Below are 16405 nucleotides of genomic sequence, written 5' to 3'. Positions count from 1 at the left end.
TGTTAAAAATTTTCGAAATGAAAAAGAAATCATTACATTTACCCTCGCATGACTACCCTGGTTGAGTAGTAGTGATAAATATTTTTCATAATCAGATAGGGCCTTCCGGAAATTTCGGGGGGCTTTTGTCTTTTATGCCTGTGTAGGAAACCAGGTTCCGTTTGCCCCCCCCTTGTGTGCTGCAAGTTGATATTTCACTTATCTTTGAAAGACCAGCGGTCTCTAAAATAGCCGGATAATTGCAAAACCATGATGTTTCTTGATCCTTACGAAAGTTTTTTGATCATAGTATCCATTCTTGGTACTACGATCTGTTTTAACCTGGCCCTGTATTTTGGCTATCACAAGAGGGCAGCCTATCTCTTTTTTGCCCTTTACTGCCTCTTTCATATTTTTAAGGTCTATCTGAAAGGCCTTCCCGCAGAAGAAAGGATCATCCCCCTGCTTCCGCTTACCACTTACGATTATATTTATCTTTCGGTCCTGCTGGGAATGAGCTCATTGCAGATATTCCTGTTATACCATTTTGCCCTGCCATTTAAAAAATACATCATCCCGTCATTGATCGGTATTTCCATCCTTTCCTTTTTCCTGCTGGACGAGTATACTTATATTTTTATAGGGCTTGGTATTGCACTTTTACAAACCCTGTGGGCATGGAAAAATAAAAAGGATGTCGGGATCATACTCCTGGGGGTTATCGGTTTTTCTGCATGTGTATTGCTCAGGGTCTTTGGGTATATGCCTTATGGCTATTTTGTAGGGATCATTTTCTTTATCTTTTGTATGTTCCTGTCCGTAGGGCTGGAGCTCGCCAGGCAGAACCGGGGGTATCAACAGGCACTGCTAAGGTCGTCCTGGCTGGAAAACCAGTTGCTCAAAAAAAGCATACAGCCCCATTTTTTGTTCAATTCACTGACCTCACTGCAGGAACTCATCGATACGGATCCGGAAAAGGCCGGAAATTTTGTGGACAACCTGTCCAAAGAATTTGAATTGTTTTCAAAGATTAGCCATGAGAAACTTATCCCGGTAAAGGACGAACTGGAACTTATAAGGCATTATCTGGATATTATGGCTGTCCGGAAAAGTATAAAGTTCAACCTGGAAACCGCAAACCTGAACGAGGCCGACCGGATTCCACCCGGGGTCTTTTTAACCCTGGTAGAGAATGGCATAACGCATGGGTATGAAAATGGAAAGGCTGGAAATTTCAGGATAACCAAAAAGGAAAGCAAGTCCTGCTGCCGGTATGAAGTGTTCAATGATGGGGAAAATACCCGGCCCGGCACCGATCAAGGAATGGGGCACCAATATGTCCTTTCCCGGCTGGAGGAATCCTATGGCCGGAAGTATGATTTCTCTTCTTCTCCCTGTACCGGTGGATGGTTGTCCGTGATAAAGATATTTTTATGATACGCATTCTGATCTGTGAAGACGAAGAACTCATTTCCAACCGTTTGATGCGGTTTATAAAGGAAGTTGTTGCAGCCCCCGTGCATATAGACCGTGTATATACTTTCCGCGAAGCTCAAACCTATCTGGAAAACCGGAACACCGATCTGCTTTTCCTGGACCTGAACCTGCATGGCAGGGACGGATATGAACTTCTCAGGAGCTTTGTGGCCGGGTCTTTCCATACCATTGTGGTCTCGGCCTATACCGACCGCGCCATAGAGGCTTTTGAACACGGGGTGATGGACTTTGTAGGTAAACCCTTTAAAAAAGAACGGATAGCCAAAGCCCTGAACCGCTACGTGGAAGGAATACCCCCTCAGGAAAGAAATGTAAAGCGCCTGGCCTTAAAAGGTAAAAAAGGCCTTGGATTCGTGGCCATAGAAAATATAAAGTTTATACAGGCCGCAGGTATCTATGCCGAATTGCATCTCTTTGACGGAACAAAGAAACTCTATGATAAACCCCTGAACCAACTGATTAAGATATTACCGGAAGTATTTTTCAGGGTACATAAATCATATGTGGCCAACATGGCAGAGGTGCGGTCGGTACGGAAAATCAAACCCAACAGCTTTGAGCTTGTTCTCAGTTCCGGCGAAACCATTCCGTTGAGCAGGAACAGGAAAAAGGAAATACTGGAACTCCTGTCCCGGCACTGATGCGATTTGCGATACCATACGGAAGCCTATAATACACTTCGGAAGTTTCCCCCTTTTTTTGCAGCTGTTTTTCTTTTTCTTTGAAGAGAAAGAAGACCGTCATGGAAAAATAAGATCTGGACATTAAAACAGTTTCATAGAATAACCTTTTAAATTCAAAAAAAAATGAAAGTCAATTGTTTATCCGGGATAACGTTTCTCGTGTTCGTGATGGGGTCGTTTGCTATGACCTTTGCACAATCTACAAGCGAAGAATATCCCGAAGTATGTAAAACCCTGAATTACTATCTGGAAGGGGGGACGAATAATGATTTCGAGGTTCTGCAAAAAGCATTTCATGCCAATGCAACGATGAAATCCGTAAACGCAGAAGGGTATAAGGAGGGGAACGCTCTTGAGATTTTTAAGGAAAAGGTCAAGCCGGGGCCACCGCAAGACAGGATAACCAGGATCGTGTCTGTAAGTATTTCCGGGAATACGGCAAATGCCCGGCTCGAAGCGGAATATACGGATTTTACGTATATAGACTATATAAACCTTTTGAAAATAGAAGGAGAATGGAAAATTGTCGGCAAAATATTCTATAAAAAAGAAGGGTAAGACAATAAAACAGGTGTATAAACAGATGGAGCTTATACGTGTTATTAAGGAGAGGAGATTCTCGTTTACCGCAATTACAAAACATATGAAAAAGTCAGTGATCCTTATTGGAATGATCCTTTTATGCTACGTCCGGACTTATAGTCAAAACAATGTGTTCGCCTTTTTCGAGTACGATATCAGGAGTGGAATGGAAGATCCGTTTATAAATGGCTATGCCAAAGACCTGGAATGGCACCAGTTGCAGGGAGATGACTGGTCGTGGATAGGGTGGTTTGTGATGAATGGTAACAGAAGGGGGCGTTTTATCGATGCCACCCCTGCACATGCCTGGAAGGATTTTGATCACTGGAAAGTCGATGCTGCTGAGAATGCCCGTTATAACAAGATACACTGGCAGTCTTATGTTGTTAATCCTTCGGGCTCGTACAGGGAAATCCTGGAAGAGTTCAGTACATTCGGGAAAAATTGGTACCGGAACCGATATTTACAGGTATATTATGTACAGGTACGCCATGGCCGGGAACGTACATTTACCCGTTTTTTAGCCGGGATAAAGCCATTACTGGAAAAAAGACTGCAGGGCAGGCCGTTTGTATGGATGAAAACCATTTCGGGAGGAAGTCCGGATACTTACCTGTTATTTGTAGCACTGGATAAAATAGAAGACCTGAAGTCCTGCGACGGCTTGTTAGAACGATATCCCCCGGCAGACAAAGAGGAAGGATACGGGGAGATGATAAAGAAAGTAACATCAGAATTGTGGAGTTATAACAAAAAACTTAGTTCCGTTCCGGAAGGAAATTAGGAGAATTCTGTTGTGGTTTATACTGTGAATTGAAAAAAAATGCTACATTCAACGCCGTTTCACCGTAACTATGAAACAAATATTAATAATAACTGTTCTTCTGATGAGTATAACGAAAAGTTTATCCCAGGATTTTAATTTTAAAAAAGACCATGATGCAATATTGGTAAAGGACCTGGATAAAAGTGCCGGGTTTTATGCTGAAATATTTGGACTGGAGGAAATATATAACGCCGGTCTCGGTGAAAACTTCAGGTGGTTTCAGCTAAACGACAAGGTGCAGATCCACCTTATTAAAAGCAATGAGGATTTTAAGCCGCATAAAGGAGTGCACCTTGCTATAAATACGGATGATCTGGAAGGTTTTATGGAGTTCCTGCGGTCTAAAAAAGTACATTTTGAAAATTGGCCCGGAAAAGCCAATACCACCAATACCCGGCCCGATGGCATTAAGCAGATATACATCGAAGATCCCGACGGGTACTGGATAGAAGTAAATGATAATAAGTTATAACATGTCCTTATGCAGGCTATGCCCCACCTGCCATTACTCTTCCGTACTCGAACCCTATTCGGAATAAAACAAAAGCCAGGGTTAAAATCAATAAAACAAAATGTACTGTTTTTTTGCTGGCAAACCAGCCAATTCTCTCTTTAATTTTCATACTGTTATGTTATAAAATCAGGAATGGATGATATACGAATATAATGGTTTAAATGAAAAAAGAGATTGCATCTTATGTTAAAAACAGATCCCGGGATGATTGTTTTTGATTTATTTAATCATTGTAATCGCATTTTGCCGGAATTGTGGGAACCTCACGATTTCAATAAAAACCCAAAAAGAGGCTGTCTAAAAGTTCTGTAACCCATCACTCTGAAACAAAGCCTGTCCCGATACATCGGGGTTCAGGGTAACGGGTAATCTACTTTTTGGAAGACAGCCTCTTTTTTAACAATATAGGCGCGTGTTATACCTGGTTTGAATCTATGGTCTCCGGGTTATAAGCTAATTTACTTATGTTTCACCTCACTGGCCTGGTATACATCCGCTTCTGCCTTGTATATTTTAAATTGCACATCATATCCTTCGGGAACATAGATAACAACAGGTAATTTACCATTATACCTTACCATTTCCGGCTGGGAAGTAATAAACTGGTTTACTTTATTGTTATCCGGGCAAGCCATTTGAGTGGACATAACATTTCCATCGGACTTGAACACATAATAAGAATATCCCCATCCTTCCAGGTCTTTCTGTTCCAGGCTGCCTTGAAGGCCGTGCTTATTACATGGATCAACCTCCATCCATTTACCAACTGTAAACTCTATTTTCTTAGCTGCATCATTATCGGAATACGGAACCTCAATGACCATTTGTTTATACCCTTTTTCAGGATTGGGATAAATAGACAGGTCAATTTTAGATATGGATGATTGTGCCATAGCTATGGTGTTTAGGCATAAAAATGCAATAAAGAATAAACCGGTTTGCTTGTATACTACTTTCATGATTATTTTGTTTTTTACTGGCTTATCAAAACCTGTGCCAGAATAAAAACAGAGCTTTTTTTAGATTGGGGCCCATAGTGTTTTAAAAAATTTGATGGCATAGGTGAAAACGGAATTGTGCAGTTTTCGCAGTACAAAAAAAGAGCACCAATTTCTCGATGCTCTCATTGTAATTGTCTAAAAACGTGGGTCATACTGGATTCGAACCAGTGACTTCCACCCTGTCAAGGTGACACTCTAAACCAACTGAGTTAATGACCCAAAAAAGCCCCAGGAATTCCTGAGGCTCTTCGTAGTAGCGGGAGCTGGACTCGAACCAGCGACCTTCGGGTTATGAGCCCGACGAGCTACCTACTGCTCTATCCCGCGGTGTTTGCGGTTGCAAATATACGAGGTTTTTATCTTCTGCCAAACAAATGTAAGGATATTTTAATATATAATTTCCTGAATCCCCCGGAAGTGTTGGGGGTTAGGATTTTAACGGAGCCGAGAGACGAAAATTAAATGGAAATACCTGCCGGAAAACTGTGAGATTGGTTTTTTAAATAAAAATCACCTATTTTGTGCTGGTCTACTGCTCTTATGTGCACTAGCGTTTTTGTCGGATCTACATCTGTCATCTGGTGTGATCAATTTAATCAATGAGCTTATAATTTCACTTACCTCTATGGACGACTATGGCTTTCTCTCCGTTTTACCTCCGGTACTGGCAATTATTCTGGCACTAAGAACAAAGCAGGTTTATCTGGCCCTGCTTTTCGGGATCTGGTTTTCGTGGGTGATCATGAGTGACTGGAATGTCTTTACGGGAACGCTGGCCACCATAGAAGGGCTTGTTGATGTTTTTAAATCGCCCGGTAATACCCGTACCATTATGTTCAGTGCCCTGGTGGGGGCATTGTTGTTGTTTATTCAATACTCGAGAGGGGTTGAGGGGTTTATTCATAAACTCAATAAGCTCATTGCCTATTTTGAGAAAAAACAGAAGGGTTATAGCAGGGTCATAGTACAATTGCTGGCTATGCTGACAGGCATCCTGCTCTTTGTAGAGACCAATATCAGTTCCCTGACCGTAGGGACCCTGTACCGCCCTGTCTTTGATGAACTTAAGATCCCCAGGGAAAAATTGGCTTATATAGCAGACTCTACCTCAGCCCCTTCATCCATTCTTATTCCGTTCAATGCATGGGGAGCATTTGTCATGGGGCTTTTGCTCACCCAGGGTATCGAGGCCCCTTTTTCATTGATGATGTCATCCATCGCCTATAACTTTTATCCCCTGATCGCCATCCTGATCGTCTTTATAGTGATCATTTTCAAAAAAGATATAGGCCCAATGGCAAAAGCGGAGCAAAGGACGCGGAAAACGGGAGAGCTGATGAATAAGAACGCCAAACCCATGCTTTCGAACAACGTAACTTCGTTTGAATCTAAAAAAGGGATCAGGGCCAGAGCTTTTAATATGATCGTTCCCTTGGCGGTCATGGTCGTAATGATGCCGGTTAACCTGGCATATACCGGCTGGGCAAATGTAGAAGATGCCAACTCATTTTCAGAACATCTTTTCCGGTCTATCGGGCAGGGGTCCGGCTCTTCTGCTGTGTTGTATGCTGTTTTAGCGGCCATTTTGGTGGCGATGATCCTGTACAGGGCCCAGGGTATCATGAAAACAAAAGAGATGGTCGACATCACTTTAAAAGGGATCAGCGAACTTATGCCATTGGCACTGTTAATGCTACTTGCCTTTGCTATCGGGGATGCCTGTAACCATTTGGGAACGGGGAAGTTTGTAGCCGATCTTTCGAGAAATTGGCTCTCCCCGGAATTTTTACCGGCCATTATTTTCGTTATAAGCGCATTTATAGCCTTTTCTACCGGGACCTCATGGGGTACTTTTGCCATTATGATGGCCATTGCCATCCCGATGGCTGAGATCCACCAGGCCGAATTGACCCTGGTAGTCGCTGCAACCCTCGGAGGAGGGGTTTTCGGGGATCATTGTTCGCCTATTTCAGATACTTCCATCATATCGTCCATGGCCTCGGCAAGCGATCATATAGATCATGTCAATACCCAATTGCCATATGCCCTGATCGGCGGAATTTTAACTACATTGCTGTACCTGGTTTTGGGAGTGTATTTTGCGTAAGCTCAAAACAGGCGTTATTTTACTACAAACAATCAGGAAAAAGCAACATTCAAGGCTTACCTTCTGTTAAAATTTTGTAGGATATATAAAATTGTTATCGAACACATTTGTTTTCTGACAAAAAATTTATTTCTTCGTAGAGGAATTAAGATAAATCGCATATTACAAACAATAATACTGACAGAAATGAGCTCAAGAAGGGATTTTATCAGAAAAACGGCCATAGCCGGGGCGGGTATTTCCGTAATGCCTAATATGTCTTTCGGGAATATTTACGGAAAAGGCGATACCAAACTGAGGCTTGCATTTATCGGTGTGGGACTCAGGGGGACCAATCATCTGAACAATGCATTGCAGCGAAAAGATCTTGAAATAACTGCTATTTGTGATGTTGATCCCGAACGGATCAAGATCGCGTTGAAAAAGATAGAGGATGCAGGATTTAAAAAGCCTAAAGTATTCGGAGATTCTGATTATGACTACCGTAACCTACTGGAATTAAAAGAAGTAGATGCAGTGGTTATTGCAACTCCCTGGTTGTGGCATACAAGAATGGCCGTAGACGCCATGAAAGCAGGGAAGTATACCGGGCTGGAAGTTTCGGCAGCCAATACGCTGGAAGAATGCTGGGACCTGGTAAATACACACGAAGAGACAGGCTCTCACCTGATGATACTCGAAAACGTGAATTACCGCCGCGATGTAATGGCCGTACTGAATATGGTAAAACAGAATGTATTCGGCGAACTGGTGCACTTCCGCTGCGGTTATCAGCACGACCTCCGCGAAGTAAAGTTCAACGACGGGAAAAAACCCTATGGGGGCGGTGTTGAATTTGGCGACAAAGCCATTTCCGAAGCCAAATGGAGAACATGGCATTCTGTTCACAGAAATGGAGATACATACCCTACACATGGTGTGGGGCCCATAGCAGTGATGGATAATATAAACCGGGGTAACCGTTTTGTGTCCCTGACCTCTAATGCTTCCAAAGCCATAGGGTTGCACAATTATATCGTAAAGCACGGAGGAGAAAACCATCCCAATGCAAAAGTAAAATTTAAACAGGGCGATGTTATTACAACAACCATAGAAACTGCCCACGGAGAAACCATTATAGTGACTCACGACTGTAACCTGCCAAGGCCATATTCCCTCGGTTTCCGTGTACAGGGAGCCAACGGGCTCTGGGAAAATGATGGTGACCGGATATATATAGAAGGCAAGTCCGAGCCGCACCGCTGGGACTCTGACAAGGAATGGCTTGAAAAATACGACCACCCGCTGTGGCAGAAATTCGGGGAGCACGCCACCGGGGCCGGGCATGGCGGTATGGACTTTTTTGTGCTCAACGCATTCGTGGAGTCCGCCAAACAAAATATAGCACCGCCTCTGGATGCCTACGATGCCGCGGCCTGGAGTGCCGTGACACCGCTTTCCGAAGCATCTATCGAGAACAACGGGGAACCTCAGGATTTCCCTGACTTTACCAGGGGAATGTGGATAAAGCGCAAGCCCTATAACTGGATAAAGGATACATATTAGTGTTACAACAACTTTTAAGCCGGGCACATCCGGCTTAAAAGTTGTTTTTGAAAAGAACGGATTAAACTCCGATTTTGTAAAGAAAGCATAAATTGCTTTAGCCCTTTTCTTTTTTGCTTTATATTGTGCACGTGCACAATTCGAACATGTGATTAAAAGAAGGATTATAGGTAACACGGGCATAAGCAGGAGTTGATCCGGGTTTGTGCCTGGCTGTGACAAGCCTGTATTGTGAAGTACAATCTAAGGATAACCGGGAAAATACACTATTCTCACTGATCCGGAATAATGGAAAAAGATCTGAAGTATGAATTGTAATGTAAAATATCTTTGCCTGCTGTTTTTAACCGGATTTGTCGTTTCCTGCGTAAACGGGAGTGTAATACCGGACAATCCGGAACCGGGAGAAGGTAAAGAACCGGAATTTTCCATCCGCATCCCTCCCGGGGGGAACAGTTGGGTGATCAACGATGAGGGAGCGAACAAAGATGTGATCTCCGATTCGGGCATTCACAACTGGACCAACACGGATCACGTGATTCGAACGTGGTTTAAAGTCACAACTCCCGGAGAGATCTATGTGGGATTGAATGCGAAGGCCCCGACAGGGGAGTCCGTTATAAAGGTGGCACTGGGAGATATGACCAGGGAAATCACCCTAGTAAACACGGACTATAAAGACATATCCGTAGGAACATTCAATGTGGATACCCCCGGGTATTACTATGTGGAATTACAGGGAAAGGAAAAGTCGTCGGCTTATATTGCCGATGTCAACGAAGTACTTATCGGAGGAGCGGCCACAGCAGAAAAGGTCTATTACGTACAGGACGATTTTTACTGGGGCAGAAGAGGCCCTTCTATACATCTCAATTACGAGCTGCCCGCCTCGGAAGACATTCTTTGGTTTTACAATGAGGTCACCATACCCGAGGGGGAAGATGTACTTGGTTCCTATTTTATGGCCAACGGTTTCGGACAGGGATATTTTGGTATCCAGGTCAATTCAGAAACCGAAAGAAGAATATTGTTTTCCGTGTGGAGCCCCTATGAAACGGACGATCCTTCGAGTATTCCCGACGATTACAAGATCGTGCTGCTGGACAAAGGCGAGGGGGTCCATGCCGGGGAATTTGGCAATGAAGGTTCCGGCGGACAAAGCTATAAGAAGTTTATGTGGGAGGCCGGCACGACTTACAGGTTTTTACTGAAGGGAGAGCCCTCCGAAAACAATTCTACCGATTTTACGGCGTGGTTCTATGCCCCGGAGACCGGAGAATGGCAGTTGATCGCCAGTTTCAGGAGGCCACATACAAGCACTTACCTGACCAGGCTGCACTCCTTCCTCGAGAATTTCCGGACGGAAACAGGCTATAAAAGCCGGAAAGGACGGTATGCCAACCAATGGGTGCGAACCGCTTCCGGGAAATGGCACGAGTTGACCAGGGCAAAATTCACGGCAGATGCTACCGCGAGAAAGGAAGCCCGTATGGATTATGCAGGAGGAACAGACGGAAAAGCCTTTTTTATGAAAAACTGTGGCTTTTTCAGTGAGAATACCCAGGTAGACAGTTATCACATCCGGGAGGCATCTGGTATACCACCCTCCGTGGATCTGTCCGTTTTTGAAAAAGACTGGTAAAAACAGGAAGATACTAAACTACACACTTTGTTTTTGTTTATTTTGATTTGGTAGAAAGGCTGCCCGGCACGTTTCGGGTGGTCTTTTTACTTAATGCAGAGACAAGGATATTATTGAGCTATCGATCTCAAGTCGGGTAGCTGCGGCACAGGAATAACATATCGGGGGCCTTCGGAAGGGTAACGATGTTTATGGAATATGGCCTGTACCGAAAAACTCATGTTATGAAAGTGTGAAAAAGAAAAAAGGCAGGATCCCGTTTCCGGATGGTCCTGCCTTCTTTTTAGATAGAGGGATATGTATTGTTATTCCCAGCGTAGTTCGTCGGGAAAGTGTTTTTCCAGGTATTTTTTAACTTCCACAATATCGTCTTTGGCCGTAAGGTCCGGGACGTGTTCTGAAAAGGGAATACCGGTTGCAGACGCCGGGAAATCCCTGATCATGTTCAGCAGGGCAGTGGGCAGTTCCTTTTCATTCCTTTCCGGGTGGATGGGGCAGTCTTTCAGATAAGGATAGAAGGTATTTCCATCAAACTTAAAAGCGTTCATGCTGACCCTTATTTTTCCGTTGTCGTCCTTGTATTTCGGGATATCTTCTACGGCTGGTTTTTCAACAATACCGAGCAACAGGTTCTCAGCATTGGTGTGTGCAACGGCAAAACGGGAAACTCTTTCGTGGGGGAAATCCAGTGCATCGCGGTCATAGGCGATAAATGCATTAGGGGTTTCCGCCTTTCTCAGGGCGAGCAATGCTTTGGCCGAGTACAGATTATCGCTGTTACAGACCGAATAGGCCTGTTTGTTGAGTTCCGGGTATTGCTCTACCGCCTGGAAAAGGGCATCTGCCGTTCCCAAAGGCTTTACCCGGCCTTCCGGTATATATTGTATGGCAAAGGAAATGTTGAGGCCGTGAAAGTTGTTGTCTTTGGGCGTATTTCCGTAAAACTCCTTAAAGAGCCCTCCTTTTTCGCTGATAACGATATATATGTTCCTGTATCCTGCCTCTTTGGCATTGTAGAGAACATAATCCAGCAGAGGCCTTCCCTCAGGACCTACCCCGATGAGCCCTTTGCTGCGCTCATTGGCCTGGTTGATCTCCTCTTCTGTCAGTGCAGTAGAGGAACTCGGTTTTTTCATTCTGGAGGAAGCTCCTCCGGCTAAAATGATCAGATTGTCGTGCATGTCTCTGGTTGTGTTTGTTTCCGGGACATTGTTTTCTGTTGTCCCGGTTATAGTTTGCTACTTGGTTTCAGGACGCTGTTCACTATCCGGGCCCCCTGGTCTACGGATACTTTATAAGCATCCCTGGCGCCGGCTTTTTTAAGGGCGTCGATAACTTCTTTCTCCTTCCCCGGGGCAATGACCACGATGCTGCCTCCTCCGCCGGATCCTACTATTTTGGCTCCGAAAGCTCCCGCTTGCAGTGCCGCTTCCACCATATCGTCTATACGGGGTACGGTAATGTGCAGCAGGTCGCGCAGAATATTGTGGTGCTCGTTCATAAATGCACCCAGACGTTTCATATCAGGCTTTTTTTCCTTGAGCAGCTCCAGAGCCTGCCGGGTGCAGGCGAGGTTTTTTACGGCTGCCTCAAAGAAAGGATGTAGCGCATCCGGCAATATGTCCAGGTATTGAGGGATGTCTTCCGGGATGGTATCTTCCAGTACAAAATCATTCCGTTTGTCCTTGATGAGGGCCACTGCCTCCAGGGCATTGTTCTTTAACCTGCTGAGGGTGCCAATGGTCTCTTTCGGAATCCCTGATTCGGCAACAATAAGGCCTTCGAGAGAATCTCCGATGATACTGCATGAAAAATCATCACCAGTCTCTATATATACAACATTTCCCACGCCTATACTGTACTGGTCCATTTTACCGCCGGGTTCTCCGTGCTCCAGGACTTCAGCCTCATAAGCGATCTGTGACAGCAGGGAAGGCGTCATTTCTTCGTCCGTACCAAAAGCTGTGGCCAGGAAATTTATCCATGCCACTACCACTGCGGTAGAACTGGATATTCCGGCATTCATGGGAACATCTCCCCTGATCTCTATATCGTACCCCCTGTCCGGTTTACATCCGTAGCGGTGCAACACCTTGAGGGAAGAAACGAGATAATCCCTGTATGTAAGCTCATGGGAGGAAACATCCAGGGCAATATTTCTTTTGTCATCGAGGTCCGGTAAAAACAGGTTAAATATTTTCTGGTCGTTCGGGATGGCCTTTAAGGTGATGAACCGGTCGATGGCACATGCGATGACCGGAAGCTCCAGATAGTCCTGGTGATCTCCGAAAAGACATACCCTGCCCGGGGCAACGGAAAATATGTTTTCTTTTTTTGTTAAGTCATTCATCTATTAAAACGTTATCTCATTAACACAAAAAAACTGCACGTTCGTACAGGTCGGGAGGATAATGATATGGCTAAAATATAAAATCCATTTCTATGAAGCGCAAATGTATAAAAAAAGTGTGCTCGAACACAAATATATAAAAAAGAATTAATTATTTTTTTATATTTGAATGTTAAAACAAAGCAATGCTGAAAAAAAAGTACACCATCGCAGATATAGCCACCATGGCAGGGGTCTCTAAAGGTACTGTGGACAGGGTTATCCACAAAAGAGGCAAGGTGTCTAAAAAGGCCCATGAAAAGATCACCAAGATACTGAAAGAGATTGATTATCAGCCCAATCTGGTGGCGCGTAACCTCAAAAAGAACAAGACCTACAGGCTGTTGGTACTTATTCCGGACCCGGAAAAAGATCCTTACTGGGCGCCCTGTCTGGAAGGGATAAATACAGCTTCGCAAGAGTTTCAGGCTTTTGGGGTTATGATAGAAACATTCCTTTTTGACCCTTCTAGTACCCGGAGTTTCAACGCCAGGAGCAAGGAAGTGCTGAAGAATAAACCCGATGGTGTAGTGTTCGTACCCCTCTTTTATAAAGAGTCCCTTACTTTTACTGAGTATTGTAAAAAAAACAGTATTACCCTGGCTACATTCAACAGTTCCATTAATTCAAACAATGCCAGGAGCTTTATAGGCCAGGACCTGCACAAGAGCGGAAGGGTGGCCGGCGGGCTGCTGCATATGCTGCTTCCCGGTAAAAAACACCTGGCGGTGGTGCATATGGATGAAATTTACCAGAATGCCATACACATGCAGGAGAAGGAAAAAGGATTCCGGGATTACTTTGACGGGTTGGAACAGAAACATCAGATAATAACACATAAGATCCCCGAAAAGGATATCAGGAAGATCCGGAAGTCCGTACGCGGTTTTCTCGAAACATACCCTGAAGTTTCCGGGGTTTTTGTCACCACTTCCAAGGCCTATCTCCTGGCCGAAGCCCTTCCTGAAACAGACACCAGGATACGATTGGTGGGCTATGACCTTATAGAAAAAAACCTGGAATGCCTGGATTCCGGCCATATCGACTTCCTCATTCATCAAAACCCCAGACAACAGGCCTACCTGGGGGTGAGTTATCTTTCCGAATATTTTGCCTTCGACAAAAAGATACCAGACAACAAACTGCTGCCCATAGATATCATTACTGCTGAGAATTATACGCATTACCTGGAGTAAGAAAGTACATTTGCAGTTTTTTTTCGATTTTTTCATAGGAGGGATACATATCGCAATAAAGAGCATGTAAAACTTATGATTGTTTTTTTAATAAAACATCATTCTTTTATTAAATCGTGTCTCAAATGTAGGTAAATACGTATTTTTTTAGTAGTATCGCATCTTCTTAGGTGACATAGATTGAATTTCAATAGATCGCTTGAGAGGATAATGTGTATACAATGCGGGGTTTATGAAAAAAAAGTGACAATATATAATTTATCCTGACAAACGCCGTTGTAGGAACTAATGCTTTTTTAATTGTTTTTGCAATTGCAGCGTGTTATTTTTGCAGCGGTCAAGCGAACCGATGATTATCAACACAATAACAAGGATAAAAGTACACACGGGAAAAATCATGTTTGTAAAAGGAAAGTTCTGTGAATTTAAAGGACAAAGTGAATTTTGTTCCGTGCAGTAACTACCCGTAAAAAAGGCAAGACGAAAAAAATAGAAATTACCGGGAAAGCGTATATGGAGAAAAATTCACAAAGGAGGCATGTAGCCAAGGCAATTACCTGGCGTATTATAGGCACGATAGATACCATGCTACTTTCCTGGGTTATTTCCGGTAATCCAATGTCGGGCCTTAAGATCGGACTTACCGAAGTGGTGACCAAAATGGTGCTTTATTACTTTCACGAAAGAATCTGGTTTAAAGTTGATATACCCGACAGCAGAAGACGGCACCTGCTAAAAACGGTGAGCTGGAGGGTTGTAGGGTCCATAGACACCATGGTGTTGGCATGGATTATCACGGGAAATCCAACAACGGGAATGCAGATCGGTCTTGCAGAAGTAGTGACCAAGATGGTATTGTACTACTTTCACGAACGCGCCTGGTATAAAATTGATTATGGTTTAACTAAAAGGAGACGGTTAAAACGATGGAAAAAAATGTCGTAAAACAACACTACAAAGTTTCAAAAAGGGAGAGAAACTTGAGTAATAATCACAATTCCTTTCTGATTTGGTTTACTGGTTTGTCCGGTTCCGGAAAATCCACAATAGCCAATGCCGTAGAGCAACGGTTGCATGACGAAGGAATAAAGACCTACGTGCTCGATGGAGATAATATAAGGAGAGGGATCAACAGTGACCTGTCCTTTAGCCCGGAAGACCGTTCGGAAAACATTAGGAGAATTGCCGAAATAGCCAACTTAATGGTGGACGCCGGCCTTGTGGTACTGGCTGCTTTCGTATCACCCTATAAAAAAGATAGAGAATTTATTGCAAACACCGTAAAACCCAGTAATTTTGTAGAGATTTACGTGAGTACCAGCCTGGAAGAGTGTGAACGAAGGGATGTAAAAGGATTATACAAAAAGGCGAGGGAAGGGAAAATAGGCAATATGACCGGAGTTTCTGCTCCTTATGAAGCACCGGAAAATCCCGATGTAGAGGTAAAGACAGAGGAAGAATCGATTCCTGAATCGGTGGAAAAAATATTGAATGCGATTAAAACCAAATTAGAAAGCTAAGTAAAGATCATGAGTAAGTATTATTTGAATTACCTGGATGAGCTCGAGTCGGAGGCTATATATGTATTGCGGGAGGTATGGGCACAGTTTCAGAACCCCGTCATTCTTTTCTCGGGGGGAAAGGATTCCATTGTGGTGACCCATTTGGCCCGGAAAGCCTTTTATCCTGCAAAGATACCTTTTGCATTGATGCATGTGGATACCGGGCACAATTTTCCGGAAACCATACAGTTTCGCGATGATCTGATAAATGAACTGGGAGCCCGGCTTATTGTAGGCTCGGTACAGGAATCCATTAATCAGGGACGTGTAGCGGAGGAAAAAGGGAAGAATGCTACCCGTAACGCCCTTCAGATAACTACGCTGCTGGATGCTATCGAGGGCAACAAGATAGATTGTGCCATAGGTGGCGGGCGCCGTGACGAAGAGAAAGCCAGGGCTAAGGAACGCTTCTTCTCGCACAGAGATGATTTTGGCCAGTGGGATCCCAAAAACCAACGTCCGGAACTGTGGAATATCTTTAACGGTAAACATTTCGAAGGAGAACACTTCAGGGCTTTCCCTATAAGTAACTGGACAGAAATGGACGTATGGAACTATATAAACAGGGAAAACATACAGATTCCTTCACTTTACTTTGCTCACGAAAGAGAAGTAGTGTGGCGCAATAATTCCTGGATACCTAATTCCGAATTCCTGAAACTCGAGGATAACGAGGAAGTGGTCGTTAAAAAGATACGCTTCCGGACACTCGGAGATATTACGATCACCGGGGGGATTGAATCCGATGCCGATACGGTAGAGAAGATCGCTGATGAGGTATCGACCATGCGGCAGACCGAACGCGGAAACCGTACAGATGATAAACGTTCGGAAACCTCGATGGAAGACAGGAAACGCCAGGGATATTTCTAAATAACTGAA

At 44.0% G+C, this 16405-nt stretch carries 16 protein-coding genes and 2 tRNA genes; 12 read left to right on the top strand and 6 right to left on the bottom strand.

Annotated elements, in window-relative coordinates; genetic code table 11:
• The first annotated feature begins 249 nt into the window (after window positions 1–249).
• From KN811_RS10515 to KN811_RS10495, 5 genes are all read left to right on the top strand, one after another.
• A complete protein-coding gene (locus KN811_RS10515; protein WP_187964196.1) occupies window positions 250–1416 on the top strand; it encodes a sensor histidine kinase in 1167 nt (388 codons plus the stop codon).
• The gene (locus KN811_RS10510) at window positions 1413–2117 is read left to right on the top strand and encodes a LytR/AlgR family response regulator transcription factor (protein ID WP_187964197.1); all 705 of its coding nucleotides are present in this window, start codon (window positions 1413–1415) and stop codon (window positions 2115–2117) included. The genes KN811_RS10515 and KN811_RS10510 overlap by 4 nt, the downstream gene beginning before the upstream one ends.
• Window positions 2118–2282: 165 nt before the next feature.
• A complete protein-coding gene (locus tag KN811_RS10505) occupies window positions 2283–2717 on the top strand; it encodes a nuclear transport factor 2 family protein (protein WP_187964198.1) in 435 nt (144 codons plus the stop codon).
• A gap of 85 nt (window positions 2718–2802) precedes the next feature.
• On the top strand, window positions 2803–3525 hold the full coding sequence (locus KN811_RS10500) for a hypothetical protein (protein WP_187964199.1): 723 nt from the start codon (window positions 2803–2805) through the stop codon (window positions 3523–3525).
• A 103-nt stretch (window positions 3526–3628) separates the two neighbouring features.
• A complete protein-coding gene (locus tag KN811_RS10495; protein WP_247716464.1) occupies window positions 3629–4039 on the top strand; it encodes a VOC family protein in 411 nt (136 codons plus the stop codon).
• A 16-nt stretch (window positions 4040–4055) separates the two neighbouring features.
• On the opposite strand, the gene KN811_RS21940 is transcribed toward KN811_RS10495, so the two are convergent.
• From KN811_RS21940 to KN811_RS10480, 4 genes are all read right to left on the bottom strand, one after another.
• Complete coding sequence (locus KN811_RS21940) at window positions 4056–4190, bottom strand: hypothetical protein (protein WP_282097918.1); 135 nt, start codon at window positions 4188–4190, stop codon at window positions 4056–4058.
• A gap of 349 nt (window positions 4191–4539) precedes the next feature.
• Window positions 4540–5040 (bottom strand): ecotin, encoded by a 501-nt coding sequence (locus KN811_RS10490; RefSeq protein ID WP_187964201.1) that lies wholly within the window; start codon window positions 5038–5040, stop codon window positions 4540–4542.
• A 186-nt stretch (window positions 5041–5226) separates the two neighbouring features.
• Window positions 5227–5301 (bottom strand) — tRNA-Val (locus KN811_RS10485).
• Between the two features lie 35 nt (window positions 5302–5336).
• Window positions 5337–5409, bottom strand: a tRNA-Met gene (locus KN811_RS10480).
• Window positions 5410–5665: 256 nt separating this feature from the next.
• Here KN811_RS10480 and KN811_RS10475 point away from each other — a divergent pair.
• From KN811_RS10475 to KN811_RS10465, 3 genes are all read left to right on the top strand, one after another.
• Window positions 5666–7189: a Na+/H+ antiporter NhaC family protein gene (locus KN811_RS10475; protein ID WP_345725266.1), complete on the top strand. Its 1524-nt coding sequence runs from the start codon at window positions 5666–5668 to the stop codon at window positions 7187–7189.
• A 186-nt stretch (window positions 7190–7375) separates the two neighbouring features.
• Window positions 7376–8734 (top strand): Gfo/Idh/MocA family protein, encoded by a 1359-nt coding sequence (locus tag KN811_RS10470; RefSeq protein WP_187964202.1) that lies wholly within the window; start codon window positions 7376–7378, stop codon window positions 8732–8734.
• A gap of 307 nt (window positions 8735–9041) precedes the next feature.
• A complete protein-coding gene (locus tag KN811_RS10465; RefSeq protein WP_187964203.1) occupies window positions 9042–10376 on the top strand; it encodes a DUF3472 domain-containing protein in 1335 nt (444 codons plus the stop codon).
• A gap of 305 nt (window positions 10377–10681) precedes the next feature.
• On the opposite strand, the gene KN811_RS10460 is transcribed toward KN811_RS10465, so the two are convergent.
• Complete coding sequence (locus KN811_RS10460; protein WP_187964204.1) at window positions 10682–11557, bottom strand: sugar phosphate nucleotidyltransferase; 876 nt, start codon at window positions 11555–11557, stop codon at window positions 10682–10684.
• A gap of 47 nt (window positions 11558–11604) precedes the next feature.
• The gene (locus KN811_RS10455) at window positions 11605–12726 is read right to left on the bottom strand and encodes a mevalonate kinase family protein (protein WP_187964205.1); all 1122 of its coding nucleotides are present in this window, start codon (window positions 12724–12726) and stop codon (window positions 11605–11607) included.
• A gap of 185 nt (window positions 12727–12911) precedes the next feature.
• Between KN811_RS10455 and KN811_RS10450 the strand changes: the two genes are divergently transcribed.
• The 4 genes from KN811_RS10450 (at window position 12912) to cysD (ending at window position 16396) form a co-directional block, all read left to right on the top strand.
• Window positions 12912–13961 (top strand): LacI family DNA-binding transcriptional regulator, encoded by a 1050-nt coding sequence (locus tag KN811_RS10450; protein WP_247716463.1) that lies wholly within the window; start codon window positions 12912–12914, stop codon window positions 13959–13961.
• Between the two features lie 444 nt (window positions 13962–14405).
• On the top strand, window positions 14406–14906 hold the full coding sequence (locus KN811_RS10445) for a DUF2061 domain-containing protein (protein ID WP_425596667.1): 501 nt from the start codon (window positions 14406–14408) through the stop codon (window positions 14904–14906).
• The gene (cysC, locus tag KN811_RS10440) at window positions 14888–15481 is read left to right on the top strand and encodes an adenylyl-sulfate kinase (RefSeq protein ID WP_187964206.1); all 594 of its coding nucleotides are present in this window, start codon (window positions 14888–14890) and stop codon (window positions 15479–15481) included. The genes KN811_RS10445 and cysC overlap by 19 nt, the downstream gene beginning before the upstream one ends.
• Window positions 15482–15490: 9 nt before the next feature.
• Window positions 15491–16396, top strand: a complete 906-nt coding sequence (cysD, locus tag KN811_RS10435) for a sulfate adenylyltransferase subunit CysD (RefSeq protein WP_187964207.1) — start codon at window positions 15491–15493, stop codon at window positions 16394–16396.
• Window positions 16397–16405 lie beyond the last annotated feature (9 nt).

Origin of the sequence: Sinomicrobium weinanense, assembly GCF_018863395.1 — a bacterium.
GTDB lineage: Bacteria > Bacteroidota > Bacteroidia > Flavobacteriales > Flavobacteriaceae > Sinomicrobium > Sinomicrobium weinanense.
Note: the sequence above shows the minus strand (reverse complement) of the source record. Positions and strands in the feature narration are given on the sequence as shown.

Excerpts from the sequence above, each read along its gene's own strand:
- KN811_RS10515 (WP_187964196.1), top strand. The coding sequence starts at position 250 with ATGATGTTTCTTGATCCTTACGAAAGTTTTTTGATCATAGTATCCATT.
- KN811_RS10510 (WP_187964197.1), top strand. The coding sequence starts at position 1,413 with ATGATACGCATTCTGATCTGTGAAGACGAAGAACTCATTTCCAACCGT.
- KN811_RS10505 (WP_187964198.1), top strand. The coding sequence starts at position 2,283 with ATGAAAGTCAATTGTTTATCCGGGATAACGTTTCTCGTGTTCGTGATG.
- KN811_RS10500 (WP_187964199.1), top strand. The coding sequence starts at position 2,803 with ATGAAAAAGTCAGTGATCCTTATTGGAATGATCCTTTTATGCTACGTC.
- KN811_RS10495 (WP_247716464.1), top strand. The coding sequence starts at position 3,629 with ATGAGTATAACGAAAAGTTTATCCCAGGATTTTAATTTTAAAAAAGAC.
- KN811_RS21940 (WP_282097918.1), bottom strand. The coding sequence starts at position 4,190 with ATGAAAATTAAAGAGAGAATTGGCTGGTTTGCCAGCAAAAAAACAGTA.
- KN811_RS10490 (WP_187964201.1), bottom strand. The coding sequence starts at position 5,040 with ATGAAAGTAGTATACAAGCAAACCGGTTTATTCTTTATTGCATTTTTA.
- KN811_RS10470 (WP_187964202.1), top strand. The coding sequence starts at position 7,376 with ATGAGCTCAAGAAGGGATTTTATCAGAAAAACGGCCATAGCCGGGGCG.
- KN811_RS10465 (WP_187964203.1), top strand. The coding sequence starts at position 9,042 with ATGAATTGTAATGTAAAATATCTTTGCCTGCTGTTTTTAACCGGATTT.
- KN811_RS10460 (WP_187964204.1), bottom strand. The coding sequence starts at position 11,557 with ATGCACGACAATCTGATCATTTTAGCCGGAGGAGCTTCCTCCAGAATG.
- KN811_RS10455 (WP_187964205.1), bottom strand. The coding sequence starts at position 12,726 with ATGAATGACTTAACAAAAAAAGAAAACATATTTTCCGTTGCCCCGGGC.
- KN811_RS10450 (WP_247716463.1), top strand. The coding sequence starts at position 12,912 with ATGCTGAAAAAAAAGTACACCATCGCAGATATAGCCACCATGGCAGGG.
- cysC (WP_187964206.1), top strand. The coding sequence starts at position 14,888 with ATGGAAAAAAATGTCGTAAAACAACACTACAAAGTTTCAAAAAGGGAG.
- cysD (WP_187964207.1), top strand. The coding sequence starts at position 15,491 with ATGAGTAAGTATTATTTGAATTACCTGGATGAGCTCGAGTCGGAGGCT.